Annotated in this window: 28 protein-coding genes; 16 read left to right on the top strand and 12 right to left on the bottom strand. The window is 62.6% G+C overall.

Translation table 11 applies throughout. The features are described from left to right. Window positions 1–47 precede the first annotated feature (47 nt). The gene (locus QN222_RS20855) at window positions 48–959 is read left to right on the top strand and encodes a DMT family transporter (RefSeq protein WP_283962441.1); all 912 of its coding nucleotides are present in this window, start codon (window positions 48–50) and stop codon (window positions 957–959) included. Here the strand turns inward: QN222_RS20855 and QN222_RS20850 are convergent. Next, window positions 943–1,704, bottom strand: a complete 762-nt coding sequence (locus QN222_RS20850; RefSeq protein WP_283962452.1) for a gamma-glutamylcyclotransferase — start codon at window positions 1,702–1,704, stop codon at window positions 943–945. The two genes, QN222_RS20855 and QN222_RS20850, sit on opposite strands and share 17 nt — an antisense overlap. Before the next feature lie 160 nt (window positions 1,705–1,864). Continuing rightward, entirely contained in the window at window positions 1,865–2,497 is a 633-nt protein-coding gene (locus QN222_RS20845; protein ID WP_283962442.1) for a LysE family translocator, read from the bottom strand. A gap of 172 nt (window positions 2,498–2,669) precedes the next feature. Between QN222_RS20845 and QN222_RS20840 the strand changes: the two genes are divergently transcribed. Together QN222_RS20840 and cysK are read left to right on the top strand one after the other, a co-directional pair. Then, complete coding sequence (locus tag QN222_RS20840; protein WP_283962443.1) at window positions 2,670–3,287, top strand: LysE family translocator; 618 nt, start codon at window positions 2,670–2,672, stop codon at window positions 3,285–3,287. Window positions 3,288–3,423: 136 nt separating this feature from the next. Then, window positions 3,424–4,392, top strand: a complete 969-nt coding sequence (cysK, locus tag QN222_RS20835) for a cysteine synthase A (RefSeq protein ID WP_283962444.1) — start codon at window positions 3,424–3,426, stop codon at window positions 4,390–4,392. 101 nt (window positions 4,393–4,493) lie between these two features. Here cysK and QN222_RS20830 read toward each other — a convergent pair whose 3' ends face one another. The 9 genes from QN222_RS20830 to rsmI form a co-directional block, all read right to left on the bottom strand. After that, window positions 4,494–4,979, bottom strand: a complete 486-nt coding sequence (locus QN222_RS20830) for an SRPBCC family protein (protein WP_283962445.1) — start codon at window positions 4,977–4,979, stop codon at window positions 4,494–4,496. 214 nt (window positions 4,980–5,193) lie between these two features. After that, a complete protein-coding gene (locus QN222_RS20825) occupies window positions 5,194–6,726 on the bottom strand; it encodes a YifB family Mg chelatase-like AAA ATPase (protein WP_284005578.1) in 1,533 nt (510 codons plus the stop codon). A gap of 187 nt (window positions 6,727–6,913) precedes the next feature. Next, entirely contained in the window at window positions 6,914–7,906 is a 993-nt protein-coding gene (locus tag QN222_RS20820) for an endonuclease/exonuclease/phosphatase family protein (RefSeq protein WP_283965478.1), read from the bottom strand. Then, window positions 7,903–9,021: a sn-glycerol-3-phosphate import ATP-binding protein UgpC gene (locus tag QN222_RS20815; protein ID WP_283965479.1), complete on the bottom strand. Its 1,119-nt coding sequence runs from the start codon at window positions 9,019–9,021 to the stop codon at window positions 7,903–7,905. The genes QN222_RS20820 and QN222_RS20815 overlap by 4 nt, the downstream gene beginning before the upstream one ends. A 1-nt stretch (window position 9,022) precedes the next feature. Continuing rightward, entirely contained in the window at window positions 9,023–9,871 is an 849-nt protein-coding gene (gene ugpE, locus QN222_RS20810; RefSeq protein WP_283965480.1) for a sn-glycerol-3-phosphate ABC transporter permease UgpE, read from the bottom strand. 10 nt (window positions 9,872–9,881) lie between these two features. Continuing rightward, window positions 9,882–10,766, bottom strand: a complete 885-nt coding sequence (gene ugpA, locus QN222_RS20805) for a sn-glycerol-3-phosphate ABC transporter permease UgpA (RefSeq protein ID WP_283965481.1) — start codon at window positions 10,764–10,766, stop codon at window positions 9,882–9,884. A gap of 76 nt (window positions 10,767–10,842) precedes the next feature. Beyond that, window positions 10,843–12,159, bottom strand: a complete 1,317-nt coding sequence (ugpB, locus tag QN222_RS20800) for a sn-glycerol-3-phosphate ABC transporter substrate-binding protein UgpB (RefSeq protein ID WP_283965482.1) — start codon at window positions 12,157–12,159, stop codon at window positions 10,843–10,845. 126 nt (window positions 12,160–12,285) lie between these two features. Further along, window positions 12,286–12,654, bottom strand: coding sequence for a YraN family protein (locus tag QN222_RS20795; RefSeq protein ID WP_283965483.1), 369 nt, complete (start codon window positions 12,652–12,654; stop codon window positions 12,286–12,288). Further along, entirely contained in the window at window positions 12,644–13,558 is a 915-nt protein-coding gene (gene rsmI, locus QN222_RS20790; protein ID WP_283965491.1) for a 16S rRNA (cytidine(1402)-2'-O)-methyltransferase, read from the bottom strand. Before rsmI ends, QN222_RS20795 begins: the two co-directional genes overlap by 11 nt. Before the next feature lie 270 nt (window positions 13,559–13,828). Here rsmI and dnaN point away from each other — a divergent pair, with 270 nt between their 5' ends. The 8 genes from dnaN to QN222_RS20750 all read left to right on the top strand — a co-directional run bounded on the left by dnaN (window position 13,829) and on the right by QN222_RS20750 (window position 19,005). Beyond that, window positions 13,829–14,947, top strand: coding sequence for a DNA polymerase III subunit beta (gene dnaN, locus QN222_RS20785; protein ID WP_283965484.1), 1,119 nt, complete (start codon window positions 13,829–13,831; stop codon window positions 14,945–14,947). Window positions 14,948–14,967: 20 nt separating this feature from the next. Next, entirely contained in the window at window positions 14,968–15,159 is a 192-nt protein-coding gene (locus QN222_RS20780) for a hypothetical protein (RefSeq protein WP_283965485.1), read from the top strand. A 23-nt stretch (window positions 15,160–15,182) separates the two neighbouring features. Then, a complete protein-coding gene (pmtA, locus tag QN222_RS20775; RefSeq protein ID WP_283965486.1) occupies window positions 15,183–15,785 on the top strand; it encodes a phospholipid N-methyltransferase PmtA in 603 nt (200 codons plus the stop codon). Window positions 15,786–15,793: 8 nt separating this feature from the next. Then, window positions 15,794–16,375, top strand: a complete 582-nt coding sequence (locus QN222_RS20770) for a histidine phosphatase family protein (RefSeq protein ID WP_283965487.1) — start codon at window positions 15,794–15,796, stop codon at window positions 16,373–16,375. Between the two features lie 7 nt (window positions 16,376–16,382). Beyond that, window positions 16,383–17,087, top strand: a complete 705-nt coding sequence (gene pyrF, locus QN222_RS20765; protein WP_283965488.1) for an orotidine-5'-phosphate decarboxylase — start codon at window positions 16,383–16,385, stop codon at window positions 17,085–17,087. 136 nt (window positions 17,088–17,223) lie between these two features. After that, on the top strand, window positions 17,224–17,511 hold the full coding sequence (locus QN222_RS20760; protein WP_283965489.1) for a DUF1330 domain-containing protein: 288 nt from the start codon (window positions 17,224–17,226) through the stop codon (window positions 17,509–17,511). 120 nt (window positions 17,512–17,631) lie between these two features. Beyond that, a complete protein-coding gene (locus QN222_RS20755; RefSeq protein ID WP_284005577.1) occupies window positions 17,632–18,612 on the top strand; it encodes a complex I NDUFA9 subunit family protein in 981 nt (326 codons plus the stop codon). 231 nt (window positions 18,613–18,843) lie between these two features. After that, on the top strand, window positions 18,844–19,005 hold the full coding sequence (locus tag QN222_RS20750; RefSeq protein WP_136506661.1) for a hypothetical protein: 162 nt from the start codon (window positions 18,844–18,846) through the stop codon (window positions 19,003–19,005). 219 nt (window positions 19,006–19,224) lie between these two features. Here the strand turns inward: QN222_RS20750 and QN222_RS20745 are convergent, their stop codons facing one another. Further along, window positions 19,225–20,031, bottom strand: a complete 807-nt coding sequence (locus QN222_RS20745) for an undecaprenyl-diphosphate phosphatase (protein WP_283964331.1) — start codon at window positions 20,029–20,031, stop codon at window positions 19,225–19,227. A 254-nt stretch (window positions 20,032–20,285) separates the two neighbouring features. Between QN222_RS20745 and QN222_RS20740 the strand changes: the two genes are divergently transcribed. The 5 genes from QN222_RS20740 (at window position 20,286) to QN222_RS20720 (ending at window position 25,281) form a co-directional block, all read left to right on the top strand. After that, complete coding sequence (locus QN222_RS20740; protein WP_283964330.1) at window positions 20,286–20,978, top strand: glutathione S-transferase family protein; 693 nt, start codon at window positions 20,286–20,288, stop codon at window positions 20,976–20,978. Window positions 20,979–20,988: 10 nt separating this feature from the next. Further along, window positions 20,989–22,161 (top strand): tRNA epoxyqueuosine(34) reductase QueG, encoded by a 1,173-nt coding sequence (queG, locus tag QN222_RS20735; RefSeq protein ID WP_283964329.1) that lies wholly within the window; start codon window positions 20,989–20,991, stop codon window positions 22,159–22,161. After that, complete coding sequence (locus QN222_RS20730) at window positions 22,149–23,024, top strand: SDR family oxidoreductase (protein ID WP_283964328.1); 876 nt, start codon at window positions 22,149–22,151, stop codon at window positions 23,022–23,024. The genes queG and QN222_RS20730 overlap by 13 nt, the downstream gene beginning before the upstream one ends. A 463-nt stretch (window positions 23,025–23,487) precedes the next feature. Next, window positions 23,488–23,862: a septal ring lytic transglycosylase RlpA family protein gene (locus tag QN222_RS20725; RefSeq protein ID WP_180939882.1), complete on the top strand. Its 375-nt coding sequence runs from the start codon at window positions 23,488–23,490 to the stop codon at window positions 23,860–23,862. Window positions 23,863–23,991: 129 nt separating this feature from the next. Continuing rightward, a complete protein-coding gene (locus QN222_RS20720) occupies window positions 23,992–25,281 on the top strand; it encodes an RsmB/NOP family class I SAM-dependent RNA methyltransferase (protein WP_283964327.1) in 1,290 nt (429 codons plus the stop codon). Window positions 25,282–25,502 lie beyond the last annotated feature (221 nt).

Below are 25,502 nucleotides of genomic sequence, written 5' to 3'. Positions count from 1 at the left end.
CGCCCGGCAGCCGACTATTGTTATGCAATCGGAAAAGGAGACCAGCGATGGATAGCGAACTGAAGCGCGGAAGCGTTGAGATGACGGCGGCGATGTTGATTTCGGGGACCATCGGCTGGTTCGTGCTGATGTCCGGCCAGCCGGTCACAGGTGTTGTATTCTGGCGTTGCGTCTTCGGGGCGCTGACGCTGATCGCGCTCGCGGCAATGCTCGGGCTCATTGACCTTCGCCACTTGAAGCCGCGCATCGTCTTTCTTTCCACGCTTGGTGGCGTGGCCATCGTCGTCAACTGGCTCCTGCTTTTTGCCGCCTATTCGCGCGCATCGATTTCAATCGCAACGATGGTCTACAACACGCAGCCCTTCATGCTGCTCGGCCTCGGCGCCCTGTTTCTGGGTGAGCGCATCACCGTTACCAAGCTTTTCTGGCTTTCGGTCTCCTTCGCGGGAATGATGGCGATCGTCTCCGCCAAACCCGGCGGCGGATTCGATCCCGACCATTATCTGGCCGGCATCGCGCTTGCGATCGGCGCGGCCTTCTTCTACGCCGTCGCCGCGCTCGTCACCAAGCTTCTCACCGGCACGCCGCCACATCTGATCGCGCTCATCCAGGTCATCACCGGGGCGATCATGCTGGCGCCCTTCGCTCTCTCCGCGCCGCTGCCGGAGGGCGCGTGGCAATGGACGCTGCTCGTCGCCGTCGGCGTGGTTCATACCGGCATCATGTATATCCTGCTCTACGGAGCGATCCAGCGGCTGCCGACCCATATGACCGGCGCGCTCTCCTTCATCTATCCGATCGCCGCGATCCTCGTCGATCGGGTGGCTTTCGGCCACGAACTGCAGGCGATACAGATCGCCGGCTCGGCGGCGATCCTCTTGGCCGCGGCCGGCATGAATCTCGGCTGGAGCCTTCGGTCGGTCCCGTTTTTCAAGCGCGCAATCAGACCGAGCGCCTGATCATCAGGCGTTCGGCGGTCTCGTTCGCAGGCACCGTTCCATTGTTGCGCTCGATGCACTCTGCGACGAGCGCTTGCAGGCGCCATAGATTACGGTCCCGAATGCCCCTGGCCTCGAGATGCGCCACGGTGTTGAGCAGATACTCCGCTCCCGAGCCGACATGACCGCAGGCGCATGCCAGGACCTCGGCGACGGCTTCGAGAGAGAGACGTCCGGCATAGAGCGGCGAAGCGCGGTTCATGACGAAGGCCAGGGCCGGCACCGGCCCGCAGGCCGTCTCGACCTTGATCCAGCGCGGCATGCTGTTGGGCGGCTTATAGGTGAATTCGCGCCGGAAGAGTTTTCCGAATTGCCCCTCGAGGTCATCGTCCGGCAATTCGTAGAGCACGCCTCGGCATTGCCCCCCGCGATCGAGCGCCATCATGAGGCCCGGCTGTTCGGGCGTCCCCCGGAAGCGGATCATGCGGAAACAGAAGGAGCGATGCCAGCCCCGGGCAACGCCGACCGTTTCGCCGACATGTTCGATCTCCGGCCTCCAGATCAACGATCCATAGGCGAAGAGCATCGTTGGCGACCCCGGAGCCGGATGGCTCCTCATCATCCGCGCCACCCATTCGTCGTAGTCCGCATCGCTGTGTAGTACGGCGCCCGGCCCCGGGCCGCCGTCCGCAATCGCCCGGTGAACCTTTGCGACGTGGGCCGGGGTCAAGCTGAGCGGTCTTGGTTTGCCGGGTGTGGTCATCATCTCCGCCACGCATGTTTCCTCAAATCGTACCCGATTTAGGATAAAAACATGCAGCAATTCAAAGTGCTACAGCGACCTTTGCGCATCTGAAAGACGCGCGGCGCTGTAGAAGATCGCGCACCAGCCACCCGGAAGCAGGTTATGGCCCGCGCGTCCCGCTTTATCTGCGCGCCTCCGCCGCCATGCTGACGGCAAGGCTCGCAAGCACGGTGCTCATCAACCACCGCTGCACGAGCATGAAGAGCGGGCGACCGGCAAGGAAGGCGGCGATCGAGCCCGCCGTCACCGCGATCAAGGCGTTAACGGTGACGCTGATCATGATCTGCAGGCTGCCAAAGACGAGCGACTGGAGAAGGACATCGCCCTGTTCGGGGCGGATGAATTGCGGCAGCAGCGAAAGGTAGAGGACTGCCACCTTCGGGTTGAGCAGGTTGGTGACAAGCCCCATCAGAAAGAGCTTGCGCGGCCCGTCCTTCGGCAGGTCGCGCACCTGGAAGGGCGAGCGGCCGCCGGGCCGGACCGCCTGCCATGCGAGATAGAGCAGATAAAGCGCTCCGGCAAAACGCAAGGCGTCATAGGCGAAAGGAACCGCCAGCAGCAATGCGGTGATGCCGAGCGCGGCAAAGACCATGTAGAAGACGAAGCCGAGCGCGACGCCGCCGAGCGAGATGAGGCCCGCCGCCGGTCCCTGGCAGATGGAGCGGGAGATCAGGTAGATCATGTTCGGCCCGGGCGTCAGCACCATGCCGAGCGCGATCAGGGCAAAACCGACAAGGTTCTGAATTTCCGGCATGGAGATGGCCTTCCGCGATTCTTCCGGAAGGTGCACGGCGCTCCGGACCGGAGCAACGGCGTTCTTGTCACCCGATCAATTTTCTCGCGAGAAGCGTCGATAGGGATCGACGCAGGTTCTCCTTCGCCACGCTTTGCGCTAAACAAATCACCCGTCCAGGAGGAAAGACATCGTGACACTCGCGGCCCTTCTCGCCTATAGCGGCGCCCTCTTCATCGCCGCAGCCATTCCCGGCCCCGGGATAACGGCGCTGGTTGCGCGGGCACTCGGCTCCGGCTTTCGTGAAACCTTCTTCATGGGCCTCGGACTGATTCTTGGCGACATGACCTATCTGACGGCCGTGGTGCTCGGACTCGCCTTCGTCGCCCAGACCTTCACCGCGGCCTTTCTGATCGTGAAGATCGCGGGCGCGCTCTACCTCGGTTACATCGCCTGGAAGCTTTGGACCGCCGGCCTGTTATCGCAGGACATAAAGGCGAAAAAGTCGGCGAGCGCGGCGATGTCTTTTCTGTCGGGGCTGATGGTGACGCTCGGCAATCCCAAGACGATGCTGTTCTATGTTGCCCTCGTGCCGACGCTCATCGATCTCGCCGCGATCGGCCCCGAGGATTACAGCCTGCTTTTGGCGGCAACCTTCCTCGTCCTTCTCACGGTGCTGGTGCCTTACATGCTGCTCGCGGCCCGCGCCCGTTCGCTTCTGAAGCAGCCGAGGGCGCTCAAGGCATTGAACCGCGCCGCCGCCGGCATTCTTGCCGGAACGGCGGCCTATATCGCGACCCGCGCGAGCTGAAAAAAGATTTCGCCGCGGGGTGCCGTGTAGACGCTTTTTTCCTCCGGCTGGCACGCTCCGAGGCCCGTCTCACCCTGGAACGGGCTTGTTATTGCCCGTATTCTCGCCGCAACGATTTCAATCAAGGGAGAAACACATGTCCGAAACGCGCAAGCCCGGCCGCGGCCGCGTCTTTTCATCGATCACAGAAACGATCGGCGACACTCCCATCGTGCGCCTGGACAAGCTCGCAAAAGAGAAGGGCGTAAAGGCGAATCTCCTCGCCAAGCTCGAATTCTTCAATCCGATCGCCTCGGTCAAGGACCGTATCGGCGTCTCCATGATCGAGTCGCTCGAGGCGGAGGGCAAGATCGCGCCCGGCCGCACGACCCTCATCGAGCCGACCTCGGGCAATACGGGCATTGCGCTCGCCTTCGTTGCAGCCGCCAAGGGCTATAAACTGATCCTCACCATGCCCGAGACGATGTCAGTCGAGCGGCGCAAGATGCTCTATCTGCTTGGCGCGGAGCTCGTTCTGACGGAAGGCGCGAAGGGCATGAAGGGCGCGATCGCCAAGGCGCAGGAGCTCACCGAGACGCTTCCCGACGCGATCATTCCGCAGCAGTTCGAAAATCCGGCCAATCCGGAGATCCACCGCAAGACGACGGCCGAGGAAATCTGGAACGACACCGAAGGCGGCGTCGACATCCTGGTCTCGGGCATCGGCACTGGCGGCACGATCACAGGCGCCGGCCAGGTCCTGAAGGCACGCAAGCCGTCGGTCAAGGTCATTGCCGTGGAGCCTGAAGAGTCTCCTGTACTTTCCGGTGGCGAACCCGGTCCGCACAAGATCCAGGGTATCGGCGCCGGGTTCGCGCCGGCGATCCTCGATACGAGCATCTATGACGAGGTGATCACCGTGAATGCGGGCGAAGCGGTGGAAGCCGCCCGCCTCGTCGCGAGGCTCGAGGGCGTGCCGGTCGGCATTTCAGCCGGCGCTGCGCTCCAGGCCGCAATCGAGGTTGGCCAACGCGAAGAGAACGCCGGCAAGAATATTGTCGTGATCATTCCCTCGTTTGCGGAGCGTTATCTTTCGACGGTGCTGTTCGAGGGCCTGGGGGCGTAATCAGGCAGTTTGTGCCGAAGAAACTCTGCCGTGATTCAAAGCGCTACAGTGACCTTTGCGCGTCCGATCAGACGCGTGGCGCTTTGGTGTGGGCGGGAGCTCTATTCCGTCTCCGTGAAGGCGGCAAGATTGGCAAGCGTCGATCTGAGGCCTTTATCGTGATCCTGCTTCGAGATGCCACTGGGTACGCTCTCGCAAGTCACCGTCACCAGTGTGCCGTCTGGGATGGTTGCGAGGGTCCAGGTGATCGTCATCATGCCAGCAAATGCAGGATCGTCGGATTCGAATTCCACCCGCTGCACCACGCGTTCGTCGGGGACCAACTGCACGAAGCGCCCTTCGACGATATCGGTGCTCGCCGACGTCTTGCCGCGCGTCGAGAGGCTAGGTTCCTCATAGATAAGCGCCATGCGGTAGACGCCGCCTTCTCGCGCCTCGAACCTTTCGATCTTGCCCCGCATTCCGTCGGGCGGCAGCCATACGGCCACGGCCGCCGGGTCGAGCAGCGCCCGATAGATCGTTTGCACGGGGGCCCTGACTGCCCGCGAAGCGGTGTCCGTTCTTCCTCTGGCCGCTTCATCCGTCATGGTTGACCTGGCTCTGCCGCACGTGCGTTCCGACAATGGAGAGCCACAGCGTCGCGCCTACGTGCAAAGATCGCTGGGCACCCGGAACTGCCAAAATGATTTCGTCCCCGGATCGCAGCCGATGTGAGGAATCATACCATAGCGCCGCGGAACTGAAGCGGGATGAGGCAAAGTGTGCGCGGTTTTCCGCCCGCTTCCCCCAACTCATCGTGATCTAGGCAGCCACCGGCAATCGCTCACCGGCGACGCGATAGGAAATCGCCTCGGCAAGATGGATCCGGCCGACGGTCGCCGCCTCGTCGAGGTCCGCCAGCGTGCGGGCCACCTTCAGCACCCGGTGATAGCCGCGCGCCGAGAACTTCATCTTCTCCGCCGCATCCCTCAAGAGCTGCAGGCCCGCGGCGTCCGGTTCCGCGATCTTCTCGATCATCGTCGTCGATGCACGGGCATTGCTCGTCAGCTCCGAATGGCCGAGGGCAGCGAAACGGTCCGCCTGCAGCGCGCGGGCGCGAGCGACGCGCTTGGCAACGGCTGCGCTCGGTTCGGCCGCCACCGGGCGGAGGAGGTCCGCAGCGCTGACGGCCGGCACGTCGATGCGGATATCGATGCGGTCCATCAGGGGGCCGGAAATCCGCGCCTGATAATCGGCCATGCAACGCGGGCCGCGGGCGCATGTACGCCCCGGTTCACCCGCCATGCCGCAGCGGCAAGGGTTCATCGCCGCGACGAGTTGGATCGCCGCGGGATAGCTGACACGGTGGTTGGCGCGCGCGATGATGCATTCGGCGGTTTCGAGCGGTTGGCGCAGCGCGTCGAGGACCTGCGGCGAAAACTCCGGAAACTCGTCGAGGAACAAAACACCGTGGTGGGCGAGCGACGCCTCACCGGGCTTCGCCCTGAGCCCGCCGCCGATCAGGGCTGCCATGGTGGCCGAATGGTGCGGCGCGCGGAACGGCCGCCGATCGGAAAGCTTGCCGCCCGGCAGCTGACCGGCGATCGAATGGACCATCGAGACTTCGAGCAATTCAGCCGGGGAAAGCGGCGGCAGGATCGACGGCAGGCGTGCGGCAAGCATCGACTTGCCGGAGCCGGGAGGACCGACCATCAGGAGATTATGATTGCCGGCGGCGGCCACTTCGAGCGCCCGCTTGGCGCTCTCCTGGCCCTTGATGTCGGCGAGATCGGGCAGGTTGGCAGCGGCGGCCCGTATGGCGGGCTCCGGGCGGGAGAGCACCTGCGTGCCGCGAAAATGATTCGCGATGGCGATCAGGCTGCGCGGCGCGAGGATGTCGATTTCCGATCCGGCCCAGGCGGCTTCCGGCCCGCTTTCCGCCGGGCAGATCAAACCCTTGCCGAGCGCGTTGGCGCCAATGGCGGCCGGCAGCGCGCCGGCGACAGCGGCAATGGTGCCGTCCAGATTGAGTTCACCGATGACGACGTAGCCGGTGAGCGCATCGGCCGGGACGGCGCCGAGCGCCGCCATCAGCCCGAGGGCGATGGCGAGGTCGAAATGGCTGCCTTCCTTCGGCAGGTCGGCCGGCGCCAGATTGACCGTGACCCGCTTGGCCGGCAGCGCCAGTCCCGAGGCATGCAGCGCCGCCTGGACGCGCTCACGGCTTTCGGCGACCGCCTTGTCCGGCAGGCCGACGATCTGCATGCCGACCTTGCCGGGTGCGACCATCACCTGTACGTCGACCGGAACACCTTCGATCCCCTGGAATGCAACCGTGCTGACACGCGCGACCATAATGCCCCCTCGTCACGGCGGCCGCATTCGCGCCGCCACAACCGACGCCGGTTGCAGCATCAAATCTTGCACGGACTACGCTCAAAAACAAGAACAATAATAGAACAAATGCGTGGCAGGGGCCTTCAGGAGAGCGAAACGAGACATACTCCACCTTGATGCGTCATCGTCGCGCGCGTTCTGGACGCTATTCGAAGCCCTCAACGACACAGGTGATGAGATCGTGGTCGGACAGCGGCCGGCCCGAAGGATCGAGGGAAGGAATGATCCGGCTTTCGCCCACCCTTAAACCGCGCGAGAGAAACCAGTCGTATTTCATCGCCCGTTTCGGCCGGCGGGTGATCAGGCTCGGGCGCGTCGTCATGCCATCGATCGGACCGCCGTGCCGCGTAAAGCCGCGCGCGGCGCTCATCGCAAATAGCCCCTCGGCCTCGAAATCGCCGCCGGTGTGATTGCCGGTGTTGAGATCGCCGCCGATCAGGATCGGGAGCCCCGGAAAGGCCGCCTCCAGCGCATCGATCAGTTCCTTGGCCTGCCGCTCGCGGTAGGCGGGCTTAGCGGCGCTTTCGAGATGGGTGGAAACGGCGACGAAACGGCCCGCCGGGGTCTCGATCACGGCACCGATAGCAAGGCGCTCGCCGACGCGCGGCTGGTCGCCGCCGTCCATGAACCACGGCCTCTCGCCCCAGAGCCGCAGCATGAACGGGCGGGCAAGCGGCGCCGCCGACAATAGCGCATTGCCGTGGAAGCCCTTCTCGTTGAAGTCGTCCTTGCAGAATTCGCGCTCCGTGTCGGAGCCCAGTCCGAGTTCGACGAATTCGACGCCGTAGGCATATCGCATGCCGAGTGCGTCGGCGATCTCTGCCGTCGGGTGCCGCTGGCCGGTGCGCGCCATGCCGTTGTCCATCTCCGAGAGCAGAACAAGCGCGGCGCCGGTGGCGCGAAGATGGGCGGCGCTGTCCTTGGCGAACAGACAGCGTTCGAGATTCCATGCCGCGACGGCGAACGGAAAGGCCAGCGCCCCGTGGACGGGGAGCGCGCCGCCGATCTCGATCGTGTTCATCGCCTCGAGCCTTCCCATGATGGCGTCGTGGGCTGCAACGGTATGTTCGGCCTGGGCAAAATCCGTCCGGGCCTCCTGCGAAGGTGCGGCAAGTCTTGCTGCGGTCGTTTCAATCACAATGCCGGCTCCAGGCTTACAGTTCGCACAGTGGCCGGGGCGCTGCCCGCCGCCGATCTTGGTCCGCCGATCCTCCTGCCGTCGTCAGGCGCGAAGAAATGCAAGCGCTCGGGCGCGATGGTAATGGCGAGACCGTCCGAAAGCGGCGTCTCCGGCGCAAGCGCGACGGTGACAACATGATCGCCGATTGCGCCGTGAACGAGGCGTTGCGCTCCCAGTTCCTCGACGTAATCGACCCGGAAGAGCAGAGCCCGCTCGCCAACGCTTGCAAGACGCAGATCCTCCGCGCGCAAGCCGACAGTTACCGGTCCGCTCGACGGCGCCCGATGGCCGATGTCGATCGACTGCGTGCCTATCTGAAGGCGCCCGCTGTCGAGAACGCCCTTGACGAGGTTCATCGCCGGTGAGCCGATGAAGCTCGCGACGAAGGTCGAGGCCGGTGTGTGATAGACGTCGAGCGAGCGACCGATCTGTTCGATCCGGCCACCGTTCAAAACGACGAGTCGATCGGCGAGCGTCATTGCCTCGAGTTGATCGTGGGTGACGTAGAGCGAGGTCGTGCCGAGGCGCTTCTGCAGCCGCTTGATCTCGCCGCGCATGGACACCCGGAGCTTGGCATCGAGGTTCGACAGCGGCTCGTCGAAGAGGAAGGCGGCCGGCTTGCGGACGATCGCCCGTCCCATGGCGACGCGCTGGCGTTGACCGCCGGAAAGCGCCCGCGGCTTGCGGTCGAGATAGGGCTCGATTTCGAGCATGCGCGCTGCCTCGGCGACGCGCGCATCGATTTCGGCCTTTGGCGTCTTGCGGTTCTTCAGGCCGTAGGCGAGGTTTTCGTAGACCGTCATGTGCGGATAGAGCGCATAATTCTGGAAGACCATGGCAATGTCGCGCTCGGCCGGCTCGATCGCGTTCACGACGCGGCCGCCAATCGACACGGTGCCGGCGCTGATCGTCTCCAGTCCCGCGACCATGCGCAAGAGCGTGGACTTGCCGCAGCCGGACGGGCCTACGAGCACGATGAACTCACCGTCGGCGATATCGATCGAGACGGATTTCACCGCCTCGACGCCGCCGGCATAGATCTTGCGGACATCGCGGATTTCGATAGCGGCCATGTCACTTCTCCGTTTCGGTGAGGCCCCGGATGAAGAGGCGCTGCATGAGGATGACGACGAGAACGGGCGGAAGCATCGCAAGGATGGCGCCGGCCATGACCAGGTGCCACTGCACCTCGCCGTCCTGGATGGCGACCATGCGCTTCAGCCCCATCATCAGCGTGTAGTAGCCGGGATCGGTGGTGACCAGCAGCGGCCAGAGATACTGGATCCATCCATAGATGAAGAGGATAACGCAGAGGGCGGCGATGTTGGTGCGGCTCAAGGGCAGCAAGATGTCGCGGAAGAACTTGAGCGGGCCGGAACCGTCGACGCGCGCGGCCTCCATGAGTTCGTCCGGCACCGTCATGAAGAATTGCCGGAAGAGGAAGGTAGCGGTTGCCGAAGCGATCAGCGGCACCGTGAGGCCGGGATAGGAATTCAGCATGCCGAGATCGGCCACCACCTTGTAGGTCGGAATGATGCGCACCTCGACGGGAAGCATCAGCGTGATGAAGATGATCCAGAAGGCGAGCAGGCGGAAACGGAAGCGGAAATAGACGATGGCGAAGGCCGAGAGGATCGAAATCGCGATCTTGCCGAAGGTGATGATCAGCGCCATGCCGAGCGAATTCAGCGCCATCAGCGGGTAGGACGGCAGGCCGTTGGCGGCAGAGCTGGCGCTCAGCACTTGCGTGTAGTTCTCGATCAGGTGCCCGCCGGGCAGGAGCGGAATTATGCCGCCGACCAGCACCTCGCTTGTGTGGGTGGACGCGATGAAGGCGACATAGACAGGAAAGGCCACAATCACGACGCCGGCGACCAGGACCAGATGCGTCAGGAAGGTGAGAAACGGGCGGTTTTCGACCATCGCCATCGCCTCAATATTGCACGCGCCGCTCGACATAGCGGAACTGGATGACGGTGAGCACGACCACGATCAACATCAGAAGCACCGACTGCGCCGAGGACGAGCCGAGGTTGAGGCCGAGATATCCGTCGTTATAGACCTTGTAGACGAGGATATTGGTCGCCTGGGCCGGGCCGCCCGCCGTTGTGGCGTCGACGATGCCGAACGTATCGAACATCGTGTAGTTGACGTTGACGATGAACAGAAAAAAGGTGGTAGGCGACAGGAGCGGCAGGACGATCGTGAAGAACCGCTTGACCGGGCCTGAGCCATCGATCGCCGCGGCCTCGATCAGTGAATGCGGCACGGACTGCAGGCCGGCGAGGAAGAAGAGGAAATTATACGAGACCTGCTTCCAGGCGGCGGCGATGATGATCAGGATCATCGCATGCGTGCCATTCAGATTGTGGTCCCACCGGATGCCGAGCTGCCCGAGAAAATAGGCAAGCACGCCGGTCGTCGAATTGAACAGGAACCACCAGAGCAGGCCGGCAATCACCGGCGCCACGGCATAGGGCCAGACGAGAAGCGTCGTATAGATGCGCCCGCTTCTCACCAGGCGATTGACCGCCACCGCAAGCGCCAGACCGAAGGCCATCGAAAGCGCGGTCACGGCGACGGCGAAGACGGCCGTCCGCGCGAGCGAGTCGAGATAGAGCGGATCCCTGAGAAGCCGGACATAATGCTGAAACCCGACGAAGCTCGTCGATAGCCCGAACGGGTCCTCCCGCTCGAAGGACGACTTCACCGCCTGTCCCGCGGGCCAGATGAAGAACACCAGCGTGATGACGAGTTGCGGCGCCAGAAGCAGATAGGGCATCACCCGGTTTGGAAAGATCGTGCGTTTCGTGTCCATCATAGTCTTTCGCTTCGGCCCGCCAAAAGGCGAAAAGCCGGCAGTATCGCCGGCCTTCCGTTGGTAAGGCGCAACCCTAGTTGGCCGCTTCGAACTCGCGCAGGAGTTCGTTGCCGCGCTGGACGGCGGAATCGAGCGCCTGCTGGGCGGTCTTGCTGCCGGCGAGCAGCGCCTGGAACTCCTCGTCGAGGATGGCGCGTGCCTGCGTGAGGTTACCGAAGCGTACGCCCTTCGAGTTTGCAGAGGGCGTGCCGCGGGTGATCTGCTGGATCGCCACGTCGGAACCGGGGTTCTTCTCGTAGTAGCCCTGCTTCTGGCCGAGCTCGTAGGCTGCATTGGTGATCGGCAGATAGCCGGTGAACTGATGCCAATCGGCCTGGAGCTCCGGCCGCGATAGATAGGTGAAGAACTTCGCGACACCCTTGTAGACGTCGTCGCTCTGACCGTTCAGAACCCACAACGTCGCGCCGCCGATGATCGAGTTCTTCGGCTCCTTCGTCACGTCGTCGTAGTAGGGAAGCGGCGCGAAACCGGGCGTGAAGTCCTTCGCGTTCTTGATGACGCCGGCGCGACCGGCCGAGGAGTTCATCGTCATGGCGCATTCCTGCGCATAGAACTTCGTGGCGGCGTCATCGCCGCCGACAGGGCCGCCATACTGGAACAGGCCCTCGTCGGCCCATTTCTTCAGATTGGCCCAATGCTTGACCTGGACCGGGCCGTTGAAGGTGAATTCCGTCCCGGTGCCGCCGAAGCCATTTTCCAGCGTGCCGAACGGCTGGTCATGGATGGCGGAAAGGTTTTCCGTCTGGATCCAGGTGATCCAGGCGCTGGTGAGGCCGCATTTCGCCGCGCCGGAGGTGACGATCTTGCGGGAGAAGTCCTCGACTTCGGCCCAGGTCTTCGGGGCGACTTCGGGGTCGAGACCGGCCTTCTTGAACACGTCCTTGTTGTAATAGAGGATCGGCGTCGAGGAGTTGAACGGCATCGAAAGGATGTTGCCCTCGGTATCGGTATAATAACCGACGACCGGTGCGATGAAGGATTTGGGATCGAAGGTCTCGCCCTGATCCGCCATCAGCTTGTAGACCGGATAAACCGCACCCTTGGCAGCCATCATCGTTCCGGTGCCGACTTCGAAGACCTGCACGATGGCCGGTTGCTGGCCGGCGCGGAAGGCGGCAATCGTCGCCGTCAGCGTCTCAGGATAAGTTCCCTTGTAGACCGGCTTCACAACATAGTCGGTCTGGCTTTCATTGAACTTCGTGGCGATCGCCTCGAGCTTCTGCCCAAGCTCCGCGCTCATGGCATGCCACCAAGTGATTTCTGTCGCTGCGAGCGAGGAGGATGCCGAAAGCGCCAGCATGAAACCGGCAGTTATGAAAGTCCTGATCATGGTCGATTGCCCTCTCCACCTTCGTTGGGAATGGCAGTGGACTAGTGACCTTCGATGACAGTGGGGTAACGCTTTTATGTCGGAACGATTACAAATTTGCCCGTTTGGTCAAAATGCGCCCGCGTGTCAAAATGCATCCGGCAGATGTCGCGGCCAGCGCCAGGGGGTAACGGCAACAATATCGTAGCGAACGGAGAGACGGTGGAAATCCGCCTGGCGCGCCAGCCAGATATCGCTCGCGGCCCTGATCCGCCGCTGCGCCGTGTCGGAGACGGCAAAGATCGCCTCGTCAAAGCCGCGGCGGGCCTTCACTTCGACGCAGGCGATGAGATCGCCGCGACGGGCGATGATGTCGATCTCGCCGAGCCTGGTGCGATAGCGCATCGCCACGATGCGATAGCCTTTGAGGATCAAGCAGAGCGCCGCGCGGTATTCGGCGACATGGCCGCGCTTCAGAGCCTTCAGCTTGCGACTGTCCGGCGGGTCAACCTTCATCGCGTTCCTTGCGAGCGAGAAGCCGGTCGTAGAGTTCCTTGCGCGGCAGGCCGGTGCGGCGGGCAGCTTCCGTTGCGGCCTTGCCCATCGGCATGTCCTTTGCGAGCGCGCTCAAGAGCGCGTCCACATCCGCCTCCTTTGGAACCGGCTTCGCATCCGGCGGACCGACGACCAGAACGATTTCGCCCTTCACGTTCGCGCCGTCGGCGTAGAAGGCGCAGAGCTCCCCGAGCGTGCCGCGCCGGAATTCCTCGAAGGTCTTGGTCAGCTCGCGGCAGACGACCGCTTTCCTCTCCGTGCCGAGAACATCTGCAGCAGCGGCGACCGTTGCCGCGATCCGGTGCGGCGACTCGAAGAAGAGCAGCGTCGCGGGCACCGCGGCAAGCTCGCTGATGCGATCACGCCTCGCCTTGTCCTTTACGGGCAGGAAGCCGGCAAAAAGGAAAGCATCGCTCGGAAGGCCCGAGCCGACGAGGGCAGCAAGCGGAGCCGACGGCCCCGGGATCGGCACGACGCGGTGGCCCGCCTCAATCGCTTGCTGCGCCAGGCGATAGCCGGGATCGGAGACGAGCGGCGTGCCGGCATCGGAAACGAGCGCCACCGATTTGCCCTCGCCGAGCGCTGCCAGCAGCCGCGGGCCGGCCTCGTCAGCATTGTGCTCGTGATAGGCGAAGGGGCGGTTGACGATGCCGTAGCGATCAAGCAGCACACGGGTGACGCGCGTGTCTTCGCAGGCGAGAACGTCGGCGCCGGCAAGCGTCTCCAGGGCTCTGAGGGTGATGTCGGCGAGATTGCCGATCGGCGTGGCGACGAGATAGAGCGCCGGCTCCAGCGGGCGGGCCGGTATGGTCGCATTGTGCAACCGGTAGCCGCGCTGTTTCTCCCTGTCCGCCGCTTCGGCCATTTCGTGCTTTTCCAATTGCTTATCTTCCCGCCGCCTATGTCCATCGAGCCGGCTTGAGCCTTTATGGGCGAGCTGATGGCGTGAGGCAAGGACGGGTCACGATCGTCCCCTTGTGCAATTGGGGAAACTCCCCGCGAAACCCCTTGCTTTTGCGGTTCTCTTTCTGCCATTTTGCCCGTCCACATCCTTCCGGCCGAGCGGCCGGGACACTCGCAGTTGACGCCGCGGCGGGTTCGCCCGCCGGGCAATGGTTGAAAGCGGTAGCATCCCATGCGCATTACTCTCGAGCGGTCCAATCTCCTGAAATCGCTGAACCATGTTCACCGCGTGGTCGAACGGCGAAACACGATCCCGATCCTCTCGAACGTGCTGCTGCGCTCCGATGGAGCGAGCCTCGAGATGAAGGCGACCGACCTCGATCTCGAGATCACCGAGGCGACGCCGGCGCAGGTGGAACAAGCGGGCGCCACCACCGTTCCGGCGCATCTCCTCTACGATATCGTTCGCAAGCTCCCGGATGGGGCGGAAGTGCTGCTTGCGACCAATGCCGAGGGCACGGCGATGACGGTTGCCTCCGGCCGCTCCAAGTTTTCGCTGCAGTGCCTGCCGCAATCGGATTTCCCGGATCTGACGGCCGGCAGCTTCTCGCATTCCTTCCGGCTGAAGGCGACGGACCTCAAGATGCTGATCGACCGGACGCAGTTCGCGATCTCGACGGAGGAGACCCGGTACTACCTCAACGGCATTTTCGTGCACACGGTCGAGAGCAACGGCCAGTTGAAGCTGCGTGCGGTTGCGACCGACGGCCATCGTCTTGCCCGCGCTGATGTCGAGGCTCCGGCCGGTTCCGAAGGCATGCCGGGCATCATCATTCCGCGCAAGACCGTCAGCGAGTTGCAGAAGCTGCTCGACAATCCCGACATCGTCGTCACGGTCGAGGTCTCGGACGCCAAGATCCGCTTGACGATCGGCTCCATCATCATGACCTCGAAACTGATCGATGGGACTTTCCCCGACTACCAGCGGGTGATCCCGGCCAACAACGAGAAGGAACTGCGCGTCGATTGCCAGTCCTTTGCCCAGGCCGTCGATCGCGTCTCGACCATTTCGTCCGAGCGCGGCCGCGCGGTGAAGCTCGCGCTCACCGACGGACAGATGACGCTAACCGTCAACAATCCGGATTCGGGCAGCGCTACGGAAGAACTGCCAGTTGGCTATGAAAGCGATCCTCTGGAAATCGGCTTCAACGCCAAGTACCTGCTCGACATCACCGCCCAGCTCACCGGCAACGATGCGGTCTTCATGCTTGCGGATCCCGGTTCGCCGACGCTGGTGCGTGACCTTGCCGCCGAGGACGCGCTCTATGTCCTCATGCCGATGCGCGTGTGAGGGTTCGCCTCGACAGCGGCATGAAAAAGCTGACCCGCCGCCACTGGACGGCGGGTTTTTCACGAAACCTGCGGTCGCGTCTTGTTGATAAGCTGTTGCTTTTGGACGCGGACAGACTTGTTTTTGCCGCAGATGGGAGCACATTATGCTCCATATGTTTGCGCGACCCGGCCGAATCAGAACGCAGCATGGGCCGCGCGCAACCGAAATGAGAACGATTTTTCGAGGGGGTTCGATGAGTTTGCGCTTGAAGGTGAAGGAAAAGTTCGGTCGGAAGTTCGACGAGGAAATCCGCTTCTTCAAGGGTTGGATGAACAACACCCGTGCCGTCGGAGCGATCCTGCCAACGTCCTCGATCACGGCGCGACGGATGGCGAGCGTGGTCAATCCCTATTCGGGCCTGCCGGTGCTGGAACTTGGCCCCGGGACCGGCGTGATCACCAAGGCGATCCTGGAGCGCGGCATCGCGCCGGCAAAACTGGTCTCGGTCGAATATTCGACTGATTTCTTCAACCAGCTGAAGGCTCGTTTCGCCGGCGTGCAGTTCATCAACGGCGACGCGTTCGACCTCGAGCACACCCTCGGATCGCTGAAGGACCGGCAGTTCGACAGTGTCGTGTCCGCGGTGCCGCTGTTGAACTTTCCAATGCACCGCCGGGTAGAACTTATCGAAGACCTGCTTTCGCGCATCCCGGTCGGACGGCCCGTCGTGCAGATTTCCTATGGCGCGCTCTCGCCGGTCGTCGCCATGCCCGATCGCTACAGCATCCAGCATCTCGACTTCGTCGTGCGCAACATTCCGCCCGCTCAGCTCTGGGTCTATCGCAAGGCGCACTGAGGCGTCGCGTGTTCGGCGTCTATCTGACCCATCCGCAGGTTACGATCGACCCGGCAATCGCCGTGCCGAAATGGGGATTGTCCGAGCTCGGCAGGGATCGCGCCCGCGCGGCGGCTTCGAATCCTTGGGTCCGGTCCCTCGGCCGCATCATATCCAGCCATGAGACGAAAGCCCTGGAGACCGCGGCCATACTGGCGCGTGCGGCAGGCATCCCCGTCGAGACTGACGAAGAGATGGGCGAGAACGACCGCTCCGCGACAGGGTTCCTGCCGCCACCGGCGTTCGAGGAGGCCGCCGACTGGTTTTTCGCCCATCCGAACGAAAGCTTCAAAGGCTGGGAGCGGGCGATCGACGCCCAGACGCGCATCTGGAACGCCGTTTCCTACATTCTCGATCGCCATGACCCCGCGGTTCCGATCGCCTTCATCGGGCACGGTGGCGTCGGGACGCTGCTCAAATGTCGCATGACCGGCGCCGCGATCGCGCGCAACGCGGACCAGCCGGCGGGGGGCGGCAACCTCTTTGCTTTTCGCCTTGCGGATCGCGCCGTCACGTGCGACTGGACGCCGATGGAGTTCTGGCAGGGGTGATCTCGACATGACCATGAGCGCGCGCGACCGGCTGATCGTCGGCCTTGATCTACCGACGGTCGCCGAGGCGGAAAAGATCGTCTCGACACTTGGTGACAGCATCGTCTTCTACAAGATCGGCTACCAGCTTGCTTTCGCCGGCGGGCTCGAATTCGCACGCGATCTTGCCGCGAGCGGCAGGAAGGTATTCCTCGACATGAAGCTGCTCGACATCGACAACACGGTGGCGAAGGGCGTCGAGAACATCGTGAAGATGGGCGTGTCGATGCTGACGCTGCACGCCTATCCCAAGGCGATGAAGGCGGCCGTCGAGGCGGCGCGCGGATCCGACCTCTGCCTGCTCGGCGTCACGGTCCTCACCTCCATGGACGAGCAGGACGTCATCGATGCCGGTTACGAGTACGATCCGCACACGCTGGTGCTGCGCCGCGCGGAACAGGCGCGTGCTGCGGGAATGGGCGGCATCGTCTGCTCCGCCGAAGAGGCTGCTGCCGTGCGCAAGATCGTCGGAACGGACATGGCGCTCGTCACGCCCGGCATCCGGCCTGCCGGCGCCGACAAGGGTGACCAGAAGCGTGTGATGATGCCGGCTGACGCGCTTCGTGCGGGATCGAGCCATCTCGTGGTCGCGCGGCCGGTCGTCCAGGCTGCAGAGCCGTTGACTGCTGCCCGTGCGATACTGGCCGAGATGGAGAGCGCGCTTTCCGGTTGACCCGCCGGCGCCGAAGGCTCTCCGGCTATTTTGCAGGCTGCCGTCCATTGGACGGACGCTACGCTTGACGTTGACCGCAAATTGCCGGAAGTAACGATCCCGTCTGTGTATTCTACCGAAAGACGAGGAGCTTATCATGGCCAAGGGATATTGGATCGCTCGGGTCGATATACGGGACCCTGAACGCTACAAGGACTATGTGGCGGCGGCAAAGCCGGCCTTCGAGAAATACGGCGCCAAGTTCCTCGCGCGCGGTGGCAACTTCCATCGGCTGGAAGGCGCGGTTCGCGCCCGCAACGTCGTCATCGAGTTTCCCTCCCTTCAGGCTGCTGTCGACTGTTACAACTCGCCCGAATACCAGATTGCCGCGGCGATCCGGCAGGAAGTGGCCGACGCCGAGATGGTGGTGGTGGAAGGCGTCTGAGGCCCGCAGAAGGCGGCGCGAAAGTGCCGGTGCAGCGATCGTGGATTGGCCTTCACCTCTCCCGCCGCTTGGGCTATGTAGCAAGCAATTCTTCCCAATGATATCAGGAGTGCGTTTCCCATGACCTTGTCCAACCTTCCGCCGCTGGTGACGATTTTCGGCGGATCCGGATTTGTCGGCCGTCATGTGGTGCGCGCGCTCGCCAAGCGCGGCTATCGCATTCGCGTTGCGGTCCGTCGTCCGGACCTCGCCGGCCATCTCCAGCCGCTCGGGAATGTCGGTCAGATTTCCTTCGTCCAGGCCAATCTGCGCTATCGCAAATCGATCGACCGCGCCGTCGAAGGCGCTGACCATGTGATCAACTGTGTCGGCATCCTGTTCCAGAGCGGCCGCAACACCTTCGACGCGGTTCAGGATTTCGGAGCGCGGGCAGTCGCCGAAGCGGCGCGCGCTGCCGGGGCGACACTGACCCATATCTCGGCGATCGGCGCCGACACCAAGTCCGAGTCGAGCTATGCACGCACCAAGGGCCGCGCCGAGGTGGCGATCCTCGAAACGCTTCCCGAAGCGATCATCATGCGGCCTTCGATCATTTTCGGGCCCGAGGACGGCTTCTTCAACAAGTTCGCAGAAATGTCCCGGTTTTCGCCATTCCTGCCGCTCGTCGGCGGCGGTCGCACGAAATTCCAGCCGGTCTATGTGACCGACGTTGCCGAGGCGGTCGCCCGCGCGGTCGACGGCAAGGTCGAGAAAGGCAAGATCTACGAACTCGGGGGACCGCAGGTCCTGTCGTTCCGCGAATGTCTCGAGCTCATGCTGAAGACGATCGACCGCAAGCGCCGCCTCGTGCCGCTGCCGTTCGGCGTCGCTTCCCTCATCGGGGGCGTCGCTTCGATGGTGCCGTTCATCACGCCGCCGCTCACGGCCGATCAGGTGGTGTTGCTCAAATCCGACAATGTCGTCTCCGAACAAGCCGAAGCGGAGGGGCGGACGCTCGCCGGAATCGGAATCGACCCGACGATGCTCGATTCGATTCTGCCGACCTATCTTGTGCGCTATCGCCCGCATGGACAATATACGCGCGGCGGACGCGCGGCCTGACTCCTCATCCCGTTCGATGTGACCGCCGGCTCCGCCGGCGGTTCTTGTTTGTGGTAATGGTGCAACACCGTTGCAGTTCTGCCGCAGTTGCAAAACACGAATAGCATTTACCGCGGATTCAGCATGTCCTGATATTGATCATGACATGTCCAGCGAATAAACACCCCTCGCGCCACATCGCTCGGCGAGCGCAGTCGGTGCCAACATCACACTCGAAAGGCATAACGTCCCATGGGCAAGTCGATCGCAATCTTTTTTGCGTCTGCGGCACTGATCATTCTGGCTGGCTCGTTCATGGCTCCGAGTACCGTGGCAAGCAGCAGCAAGGGATGCGCGCCCGCCTATGGCGTCGACCCCTGCACGACCGCGTCGATCGAGTTTTCCGGCGAGTAAGCCGGCACCTGTCGCATAAGCGCACCAGTCCTCTCGGACGGCACTGCGGCGGTGATATTTCAGTTTTGGCGGGGGCCAGGGAGCCGCATGCGTTTCGAAAGAGCGCATGCGGCTTTATTTTTGGCCTAGATCGTTTCATTGAAACAGTGAAACGATCTAGCTTGTTGATTTGACACAAGTCCTGACGGAAAGCCGTTACACACTTTTCCTGGAATTGCTCTAGCCAAGAAGCCACAGGCCGATGAGGCCGGCTACCCCGACGATGATCCGCCAGATCGCGAAGGGCGTAAAGCCGCGGTACGAGACGAAATCGAGCAGCGAGCGCACAACGAACACCCCGGCCACGAAGGCGGCGAGGAACCCGACCGCAATCAGCGTCATATCGTCGAAGGAAAGCGCGTCACGGTTCTTGTAGAGATCGATGGTGAAGGCACCGACCATTGTCGGCATGGCGAGAAAGAACGAAAACTCCGCCGCGGAACGCTTGTCGGTTCCCATCAGCAAAGCACCGGCAATCGTGGCGCCGGAACGCGACGTGCCCGGAATCATCGCAAGGCACTGGAAGAGGCCGATCTTGAAGGCCAGCGACGGCGGATAATCCATCACGTCGGTATAGCGGGGTTTAAGCGGCAGATGGTCGATCGCGTAAAGGATGGCGCCGCCGACGATCAGCACGATGCAGATCAGCATCGGTGTTTCAAAAAGCACCGACTTGATGAAGCCATGGGCCGCCGCACCAATGACGGCCGCGGGAAGAAAGGCGATAAGCACCGAGAGCACGAAGCGGCGTGCGAGAGCGCTCGACGGCAAAGCCAGCGCAATCTTGAGCAGCCGGTGGGAATAGACCAGCAGGATCGCAAGGATCGCACCGAGTTGTATGAGAACGGCGAAGGTATTTCCGGGTGACCTGAAACCAAGGAAGTGGCCGGCAAGAAGAACATGCGCCGTCGACGACACGGGGATGAACTCGGTCAGTCCTTCGACAAGACCGAGCACGAGCGCGCTGATGATCGATTGATCCGCCATAAATAAGATGTTCCTGACGTGTTGGGATTTGGGAGGAGAAGGTCGATTCGCTTGTGTTTGCCACCTGAACTACCTATAGCTCGTAACAACAAGCCGTGGCCAGACACATGTGCCGCGACGTTACTGCATGTTTCCTTAAATCGTAGCCGATTTAAGGAAACATGCAGCAAACAGCTGCAGCGTCCTTGCGCGTCTGACAAGACGCGCGGCACTGTAGCGCTCCCGCAAAAACAGATCCACGAAGCCGATCCTCGATGCCGACACTCTATCATCACCCCATGTCCTCCGCCTCCCGGTTCGTACGCCTGATCCTTTCGGAATACGGCTACCAGACCGAGCTCAGCGAGGAGCAGCCGTGGGAGAACCGGCGGGACTTTCTGGCCCTCAATCCGGCGGGCACGCTGCCCGTCTATGTCGACGACAGCATGCGCGCGCTTTGCGGCGCGACGATCATTTCGGAATATCTCGATGAAACCAGCGGCATCATGAAGCGCGACCGCCGCCTCCTGGCGGAGGATCCGTTCCAACGAGCGGAGATTCGCCGGCTCACCGAATGGTTCCTGCACAAGATGGAAGCCGATGTGACGCGCCCGCTGGTGCGCGAGCGCATCTTCAAGCTGCAGATGACCCCGGATCAGGGCGGTGGCGCGCCGGATTCGAAAATCCTGCGTACGTCGCGCGCAAATATCCGCCAGCACATGAAATATCTCTCCTGGCTCGCCGGCTCGCGCCCGTGGCTTGCGGGCGACCGCATCTCCTACGCCGATCTTGCCGCGGCCGCCGCAATCTCAGTGCTCGATTACCTCGGCGAGATCGACTGGTCCGAGGCGCCGACGGCGAAAGAGTGGTACCAGCGATTGAAATCCCGCCCGTCTTTCCGGCCGCTGCTCGGCGAGCGCGTGCGCGGCATCACACCGGTCTCGCACTATGCGGACCTCGACTTCTGAGGACAATGCAATGCCTGGCGGCGCCGTAAGAGCGGAGAACCAGGACAGGAAGCGCAGCACACTGACCGCGTTTCTGAAGAGCGAGGCGGCGGACAAGGGCTTCGATATCTGTCGCATCACGCGGCCGGACGCCATTCCGGAGGCGCCCGAGCGGCTGAGACAGTTTCTGGCCGAAGGAGCTCACGGCACGATGGAATGGCTCGCCGAAACGGCAGAACGCCGGTCCGATCCACGTGTGCTGTGGAGCGACGTCCGCTCGATCGTCATGTTCGGCATGAACTACGGTCCCGAGGACGATCCGCGCGCGATCCTCACCAAGCGGGACCGCGGGGCGATTTCGGTCTATGCGCAGAACCGCGACTATCATGATGTCGTCAAGGGGCGGCTCAAGGAGGTCGCGACGCGCTTTGCCGCCCGCTTCGGCGAGGACGTGAAAGTCTTCGTGGACACGGCCCCGGTCATGGAAAAGCCGCTCGCCGAAAAGGCCGGCATCGGCTGGCAGGGTAAGCATACCAATCTCGTCAGCCGCGAATACGGTTCGTGGCTATTTCTCGGTAGCCTGTTCACGACCGCCGACCTCGACCTCGACGAGTCGGAGCGCGACCATTGCGGCTCCTGCCGCGCCTGTCTCGACGCCTGCCCGACCGGCGCCTTTCCGGCGCCCTATCAGATCGACGCACGGCGCTGTATTTCCTACCTGACGATCGAGCACAAAGGCTCGATCGAGCCCGAGCTCCGACCTCTGATCGGCAACCGGATCTATGGCTGCGACGACTGTCTTGCCGCCTGTCCGTGGAACAAGTTCGCGCGTTCGGCCTCCGAAATGAAACTCCGGCCGCGCGACGACCTGAAAGAGCCGGCGCTGAACTTCCTGCTGACCTTGGACGATGCGGCGTTCCGCGCCTTCTTCTCCGGTTCTCCGGTCAAACGGATCGGTCGCGACCGTTTCGTCAGAAACGCCTTGATCGCGGCCGGCAACTCCGGTGAAAGAGACCTGGTACCGCATTGCAAGGCGTTGGCGCTCGACGCTTCCCCAACGGTGAGGGGTATGGCTGTCTGGGCCCTCTCGCGGCTTTTGCCGCGCGACGAACTTGCCGCGTTCGCCGGGCAGTGTGCGCCGGAAAGCGACAAAGACGTACTTTTCGAATGGGAAATGGCAGGAGTAAGCCGATGCATGTCCTGATTCTTGGCGCCGGCTATTCCGGCACGGCGATTGCGAAGGCACTGGTGCCTGCGGCCCAGTCCGTGGCCGGCACCACCCGCTCGCCCGAAAGGCTCGCCGATCTTGCGCAAGCCGGGATTCGTCCGCTCCTTTTCGATGGAACGGCGATATCCGCCGAGCTCGCGGACGCGATGCACCAGGCAACCCATCTCGTCCAGTCGATTGCCCCGGGCCAGGACGGCGACCCGATGTTTCGCACCGGTGTCCAGGCGTTGCCCGAACTTCTCCCCAATCTTCGCTGGATCGGCTATCTCTCCACCGTCGGCGTCTATGGCGACCACAAGGGTGCCTGGGTGACGGAGGACACGCCCTACGAGCCTGTTTCCCAGCGTTCGATCGAAAGGGTCGGGGCTGAGAATGCCTGGCTTGCCCTCGGCGCTGAGCGCGGCATTCCCGTCGCTATCCTGCGCCTTGCCGGGATTTATGGCCCGGGCCGCAATGCCTTTCGCAACCTCGCCGAAGGCACGGCACGCAGGCTGGTGAAGCCCAACCAGGTCTTCAACCGCATTCGCGTCGAAGATATCGGATCGGCTACCGCCTTCCTTGCCAACCGCAGCATGGGTGGGATCTTCAACGTCACCGACGATGAACCGGCCCCGCCGCAAGATGTGGTGGCGGAAGCCGCCCGGCTGATGGGCGTCGAGCCGCCACCGGAAATTCCCTTCGAGACCGCCGAATTGTCGCCAATGGCGCGCTCCTTCTACGGCGAGAACAAGCGCGTCTCGAATGCCCGCCTTCGCGGGACCGGCTTCCAATTTGCCTTCCCGAACTATCGCGTGTCGCTTGCACAGTTGTGGGAAACAGGCATCTGGCGCGGCAAGTAGACTCCACCACAATTCGTGCAGCCAGAATACCTCCATTCGGATGAAAGCATGTCTTCAGATCATCCGATAGTAACGGTGAGCACGACTTTCGTTTGACTGCCTAACGCTTGCCCATATTTGGTCTATACTTCGCCGGATTGCACAACCTAGGCGCTAGTTAGAAGATTTTCACGAACAGGATTCACGGAAATTCATGCGAATCGAAATTTTTAAATGATTTTTTTTGAACACGGGGAGTCTGCCCTCGGCCCGGGGCCCCGTCCGACGTCTAACCCATGATTCCAAAGAACTTCACGCGGCGATCTAAAATAATTCAAACAAACTTCCATTTTAAAATTTCACCGCTTTTCAACAATACCTAATAGACAGTTAACGGTTGAAGCACGGTTTTGCCATTTTTCGCCTCAATTAGGTCAATCAGCAGGGAAAATTAACTAAACTTTCAAACCGTGGGGGCCGTCGCTTGAAACCAGCGAACATTAAAACTGCTGCCGCAGCAGTGCTATTCACCGTCGGGATGGGGTTGGTCTCGGCATCCGATAGTCAGGCAGCAGGGTCCGCTTGCGGCGGTGCATCCTGGTACGCGCTGACCTCCAAGACCGCGTCCGGCGAGCGAATGAACGCCGCGCGCCTCACCGCTGCCCACCGCAACCTCAAGTTCGGCACGAAGGTCGCGGTCACCAACAAGCGCAATGGCAAGACGGTCGTCGTCCGCATCAACGATCGCGGCCCGTTCATTCGCGGCCGCGTGCTCGATCTGTCGAAGGCGGCCGCCTCGCAAATCGGCATGATCCGCTCGGGAACCGCCAGCATCTGTTACCAGGTCATCAATTCCTGATCCGCCAATATCCTTGATCGGCTCCGATTTAAGGAAACATGCAGTGGGCGGCTTCCGCCATTTCTACCGCTTCCGTCTTGCTCTTCGGTGTCTTCGCCGTTACCACGGCGAAAAAGGAGTTCATCGAAGATGCGCTTGGGCGGAAGGCTCGCAGGAGCCATTGAGGTTCTTGACGACATAGAAAAACGGAAACGGCCCGTCGCTGACGCGCTCAAGGACTGGGGCCTTTCCCACCGCTTCGCCGGATCGGGCGACCGCTCCGCCATCGGTAACATCGTTTACGACGCGCTGCGGATGAAGCTCTCCCACGCCTATCTGATGGACAGCGACAGCGCGACCGCGCTTGGCCACGCGGTCATGTATCGGCAATGGGGCTTTACCCCCGCGACGCTTGCCGCGGAGCTCGCCGACGACAAGTTCGCGCCCGAGGCTCCCTCGGCGGAAATGATGAAGGTCTTTGCCGAGCACCGGCTCGACGATGCGCCCAAGCATGTGCAGGCGGATATTCCGGAGTGGACTGAGGCCTCTTTCGAGGAGAACTTCTCCGACCACTGGCTCGAGGAAGCCCAGGCGCTTGCCGGGCGGCCGACACTGGACCTGCGCGTCAACACCCTGAAGGCAAGCCGCGACAAGGTGTTGAAGGCGCTCGACCGAAGCGGCGCCGAACCGGCGACAATCGCGCGCCACGGCTTGCGCATCCCGGCCGGCGAAGGCGCTTCGCGCCTCCCGAACGTCACCGCGGAGATCTCGTTCCAGAAGGGCTGGTTCGAAGTTCAGGACGAAGGTTCGCAGATCGTCGCCGATCTGGTTTTCCCGCAGGAAGGCGAGCAGGTTCTCGACTACTGCGCCGGCGGCGGCGGCAAGACGCTTGCCATGTCGGCCGCGATGAACAACAAGGGCCAGGTCCACGCCTACGACACCGATCGCAAGCGGCTGGCGCCGATCATCGAGCGGCTGAAGCGCGCCGGCACCCGCAATGTGCAGGTGCATGAATCGGCGGAATCCCTGGCGCCGCTTACCGGGCGCTTCGATCGCGTGCTTGTGGATGCGCCCTGCACCGGGACCGGCACGTGGCGGCGGCGCCCGGACACGAAATGGCGGCTCACGCAGAAGAACCTGGAGGAGAGGCTGGCGCAGCAAGAAGAGGCGCTTGCTAGCGCCGCCCAGTTCGTGCGGCCGGGCGGACATCTGATCTACGTGACCTGCTCGGTGCTTCCCGAGGAGAACGAGTCGCAGGTCTACGGTTTCTGCGAGGACAATCCGGAATTCGAGATTCTCTCGGCCGCCGACATATGGGCCACGCTCTTCGGCACCGACAAGCCGCAGCCGTGGTCCGCCGACATGAAGACGGTCACTCTGACGCCCGCCTCGACGGGAACCGACGGCTTCTTTTTCTGCCTTATGGGCCGAAAGAGCTGATGCATGCCCCCCAAAAGTGTGCAGCGGTTTTGGGTGGACGACAGGCATGAACACGAAGACCTAAACGCGCCGTGTGAGGCCGTTTGAACGCGACGCACCTTAGTGCCGGATCGCAGGCCGACGTTTGCGCGTGCCGCCCCGGGAAAGTTTGAAAACATTCTAAACTATACACTTTGACACAAGTTTACTTTTGGTCCATGAGAAGTGGGCTTTAGCGGGCT

The organism is Sinorhizobium sp. 6-70 (genome assembly GCF_030124375.1).
Taxonomy (GTDB): Bacteria; Pseudomonadota; Alphaproteobacteria; order Rhizobiales; family Rhizobiaceae; genus Sinorhizobium.
The sequence above is the reverse complement of the archived record's forward strand: the minus strand, read 5'-3'. Positions and strand labels throughout refer to the sequence as shown.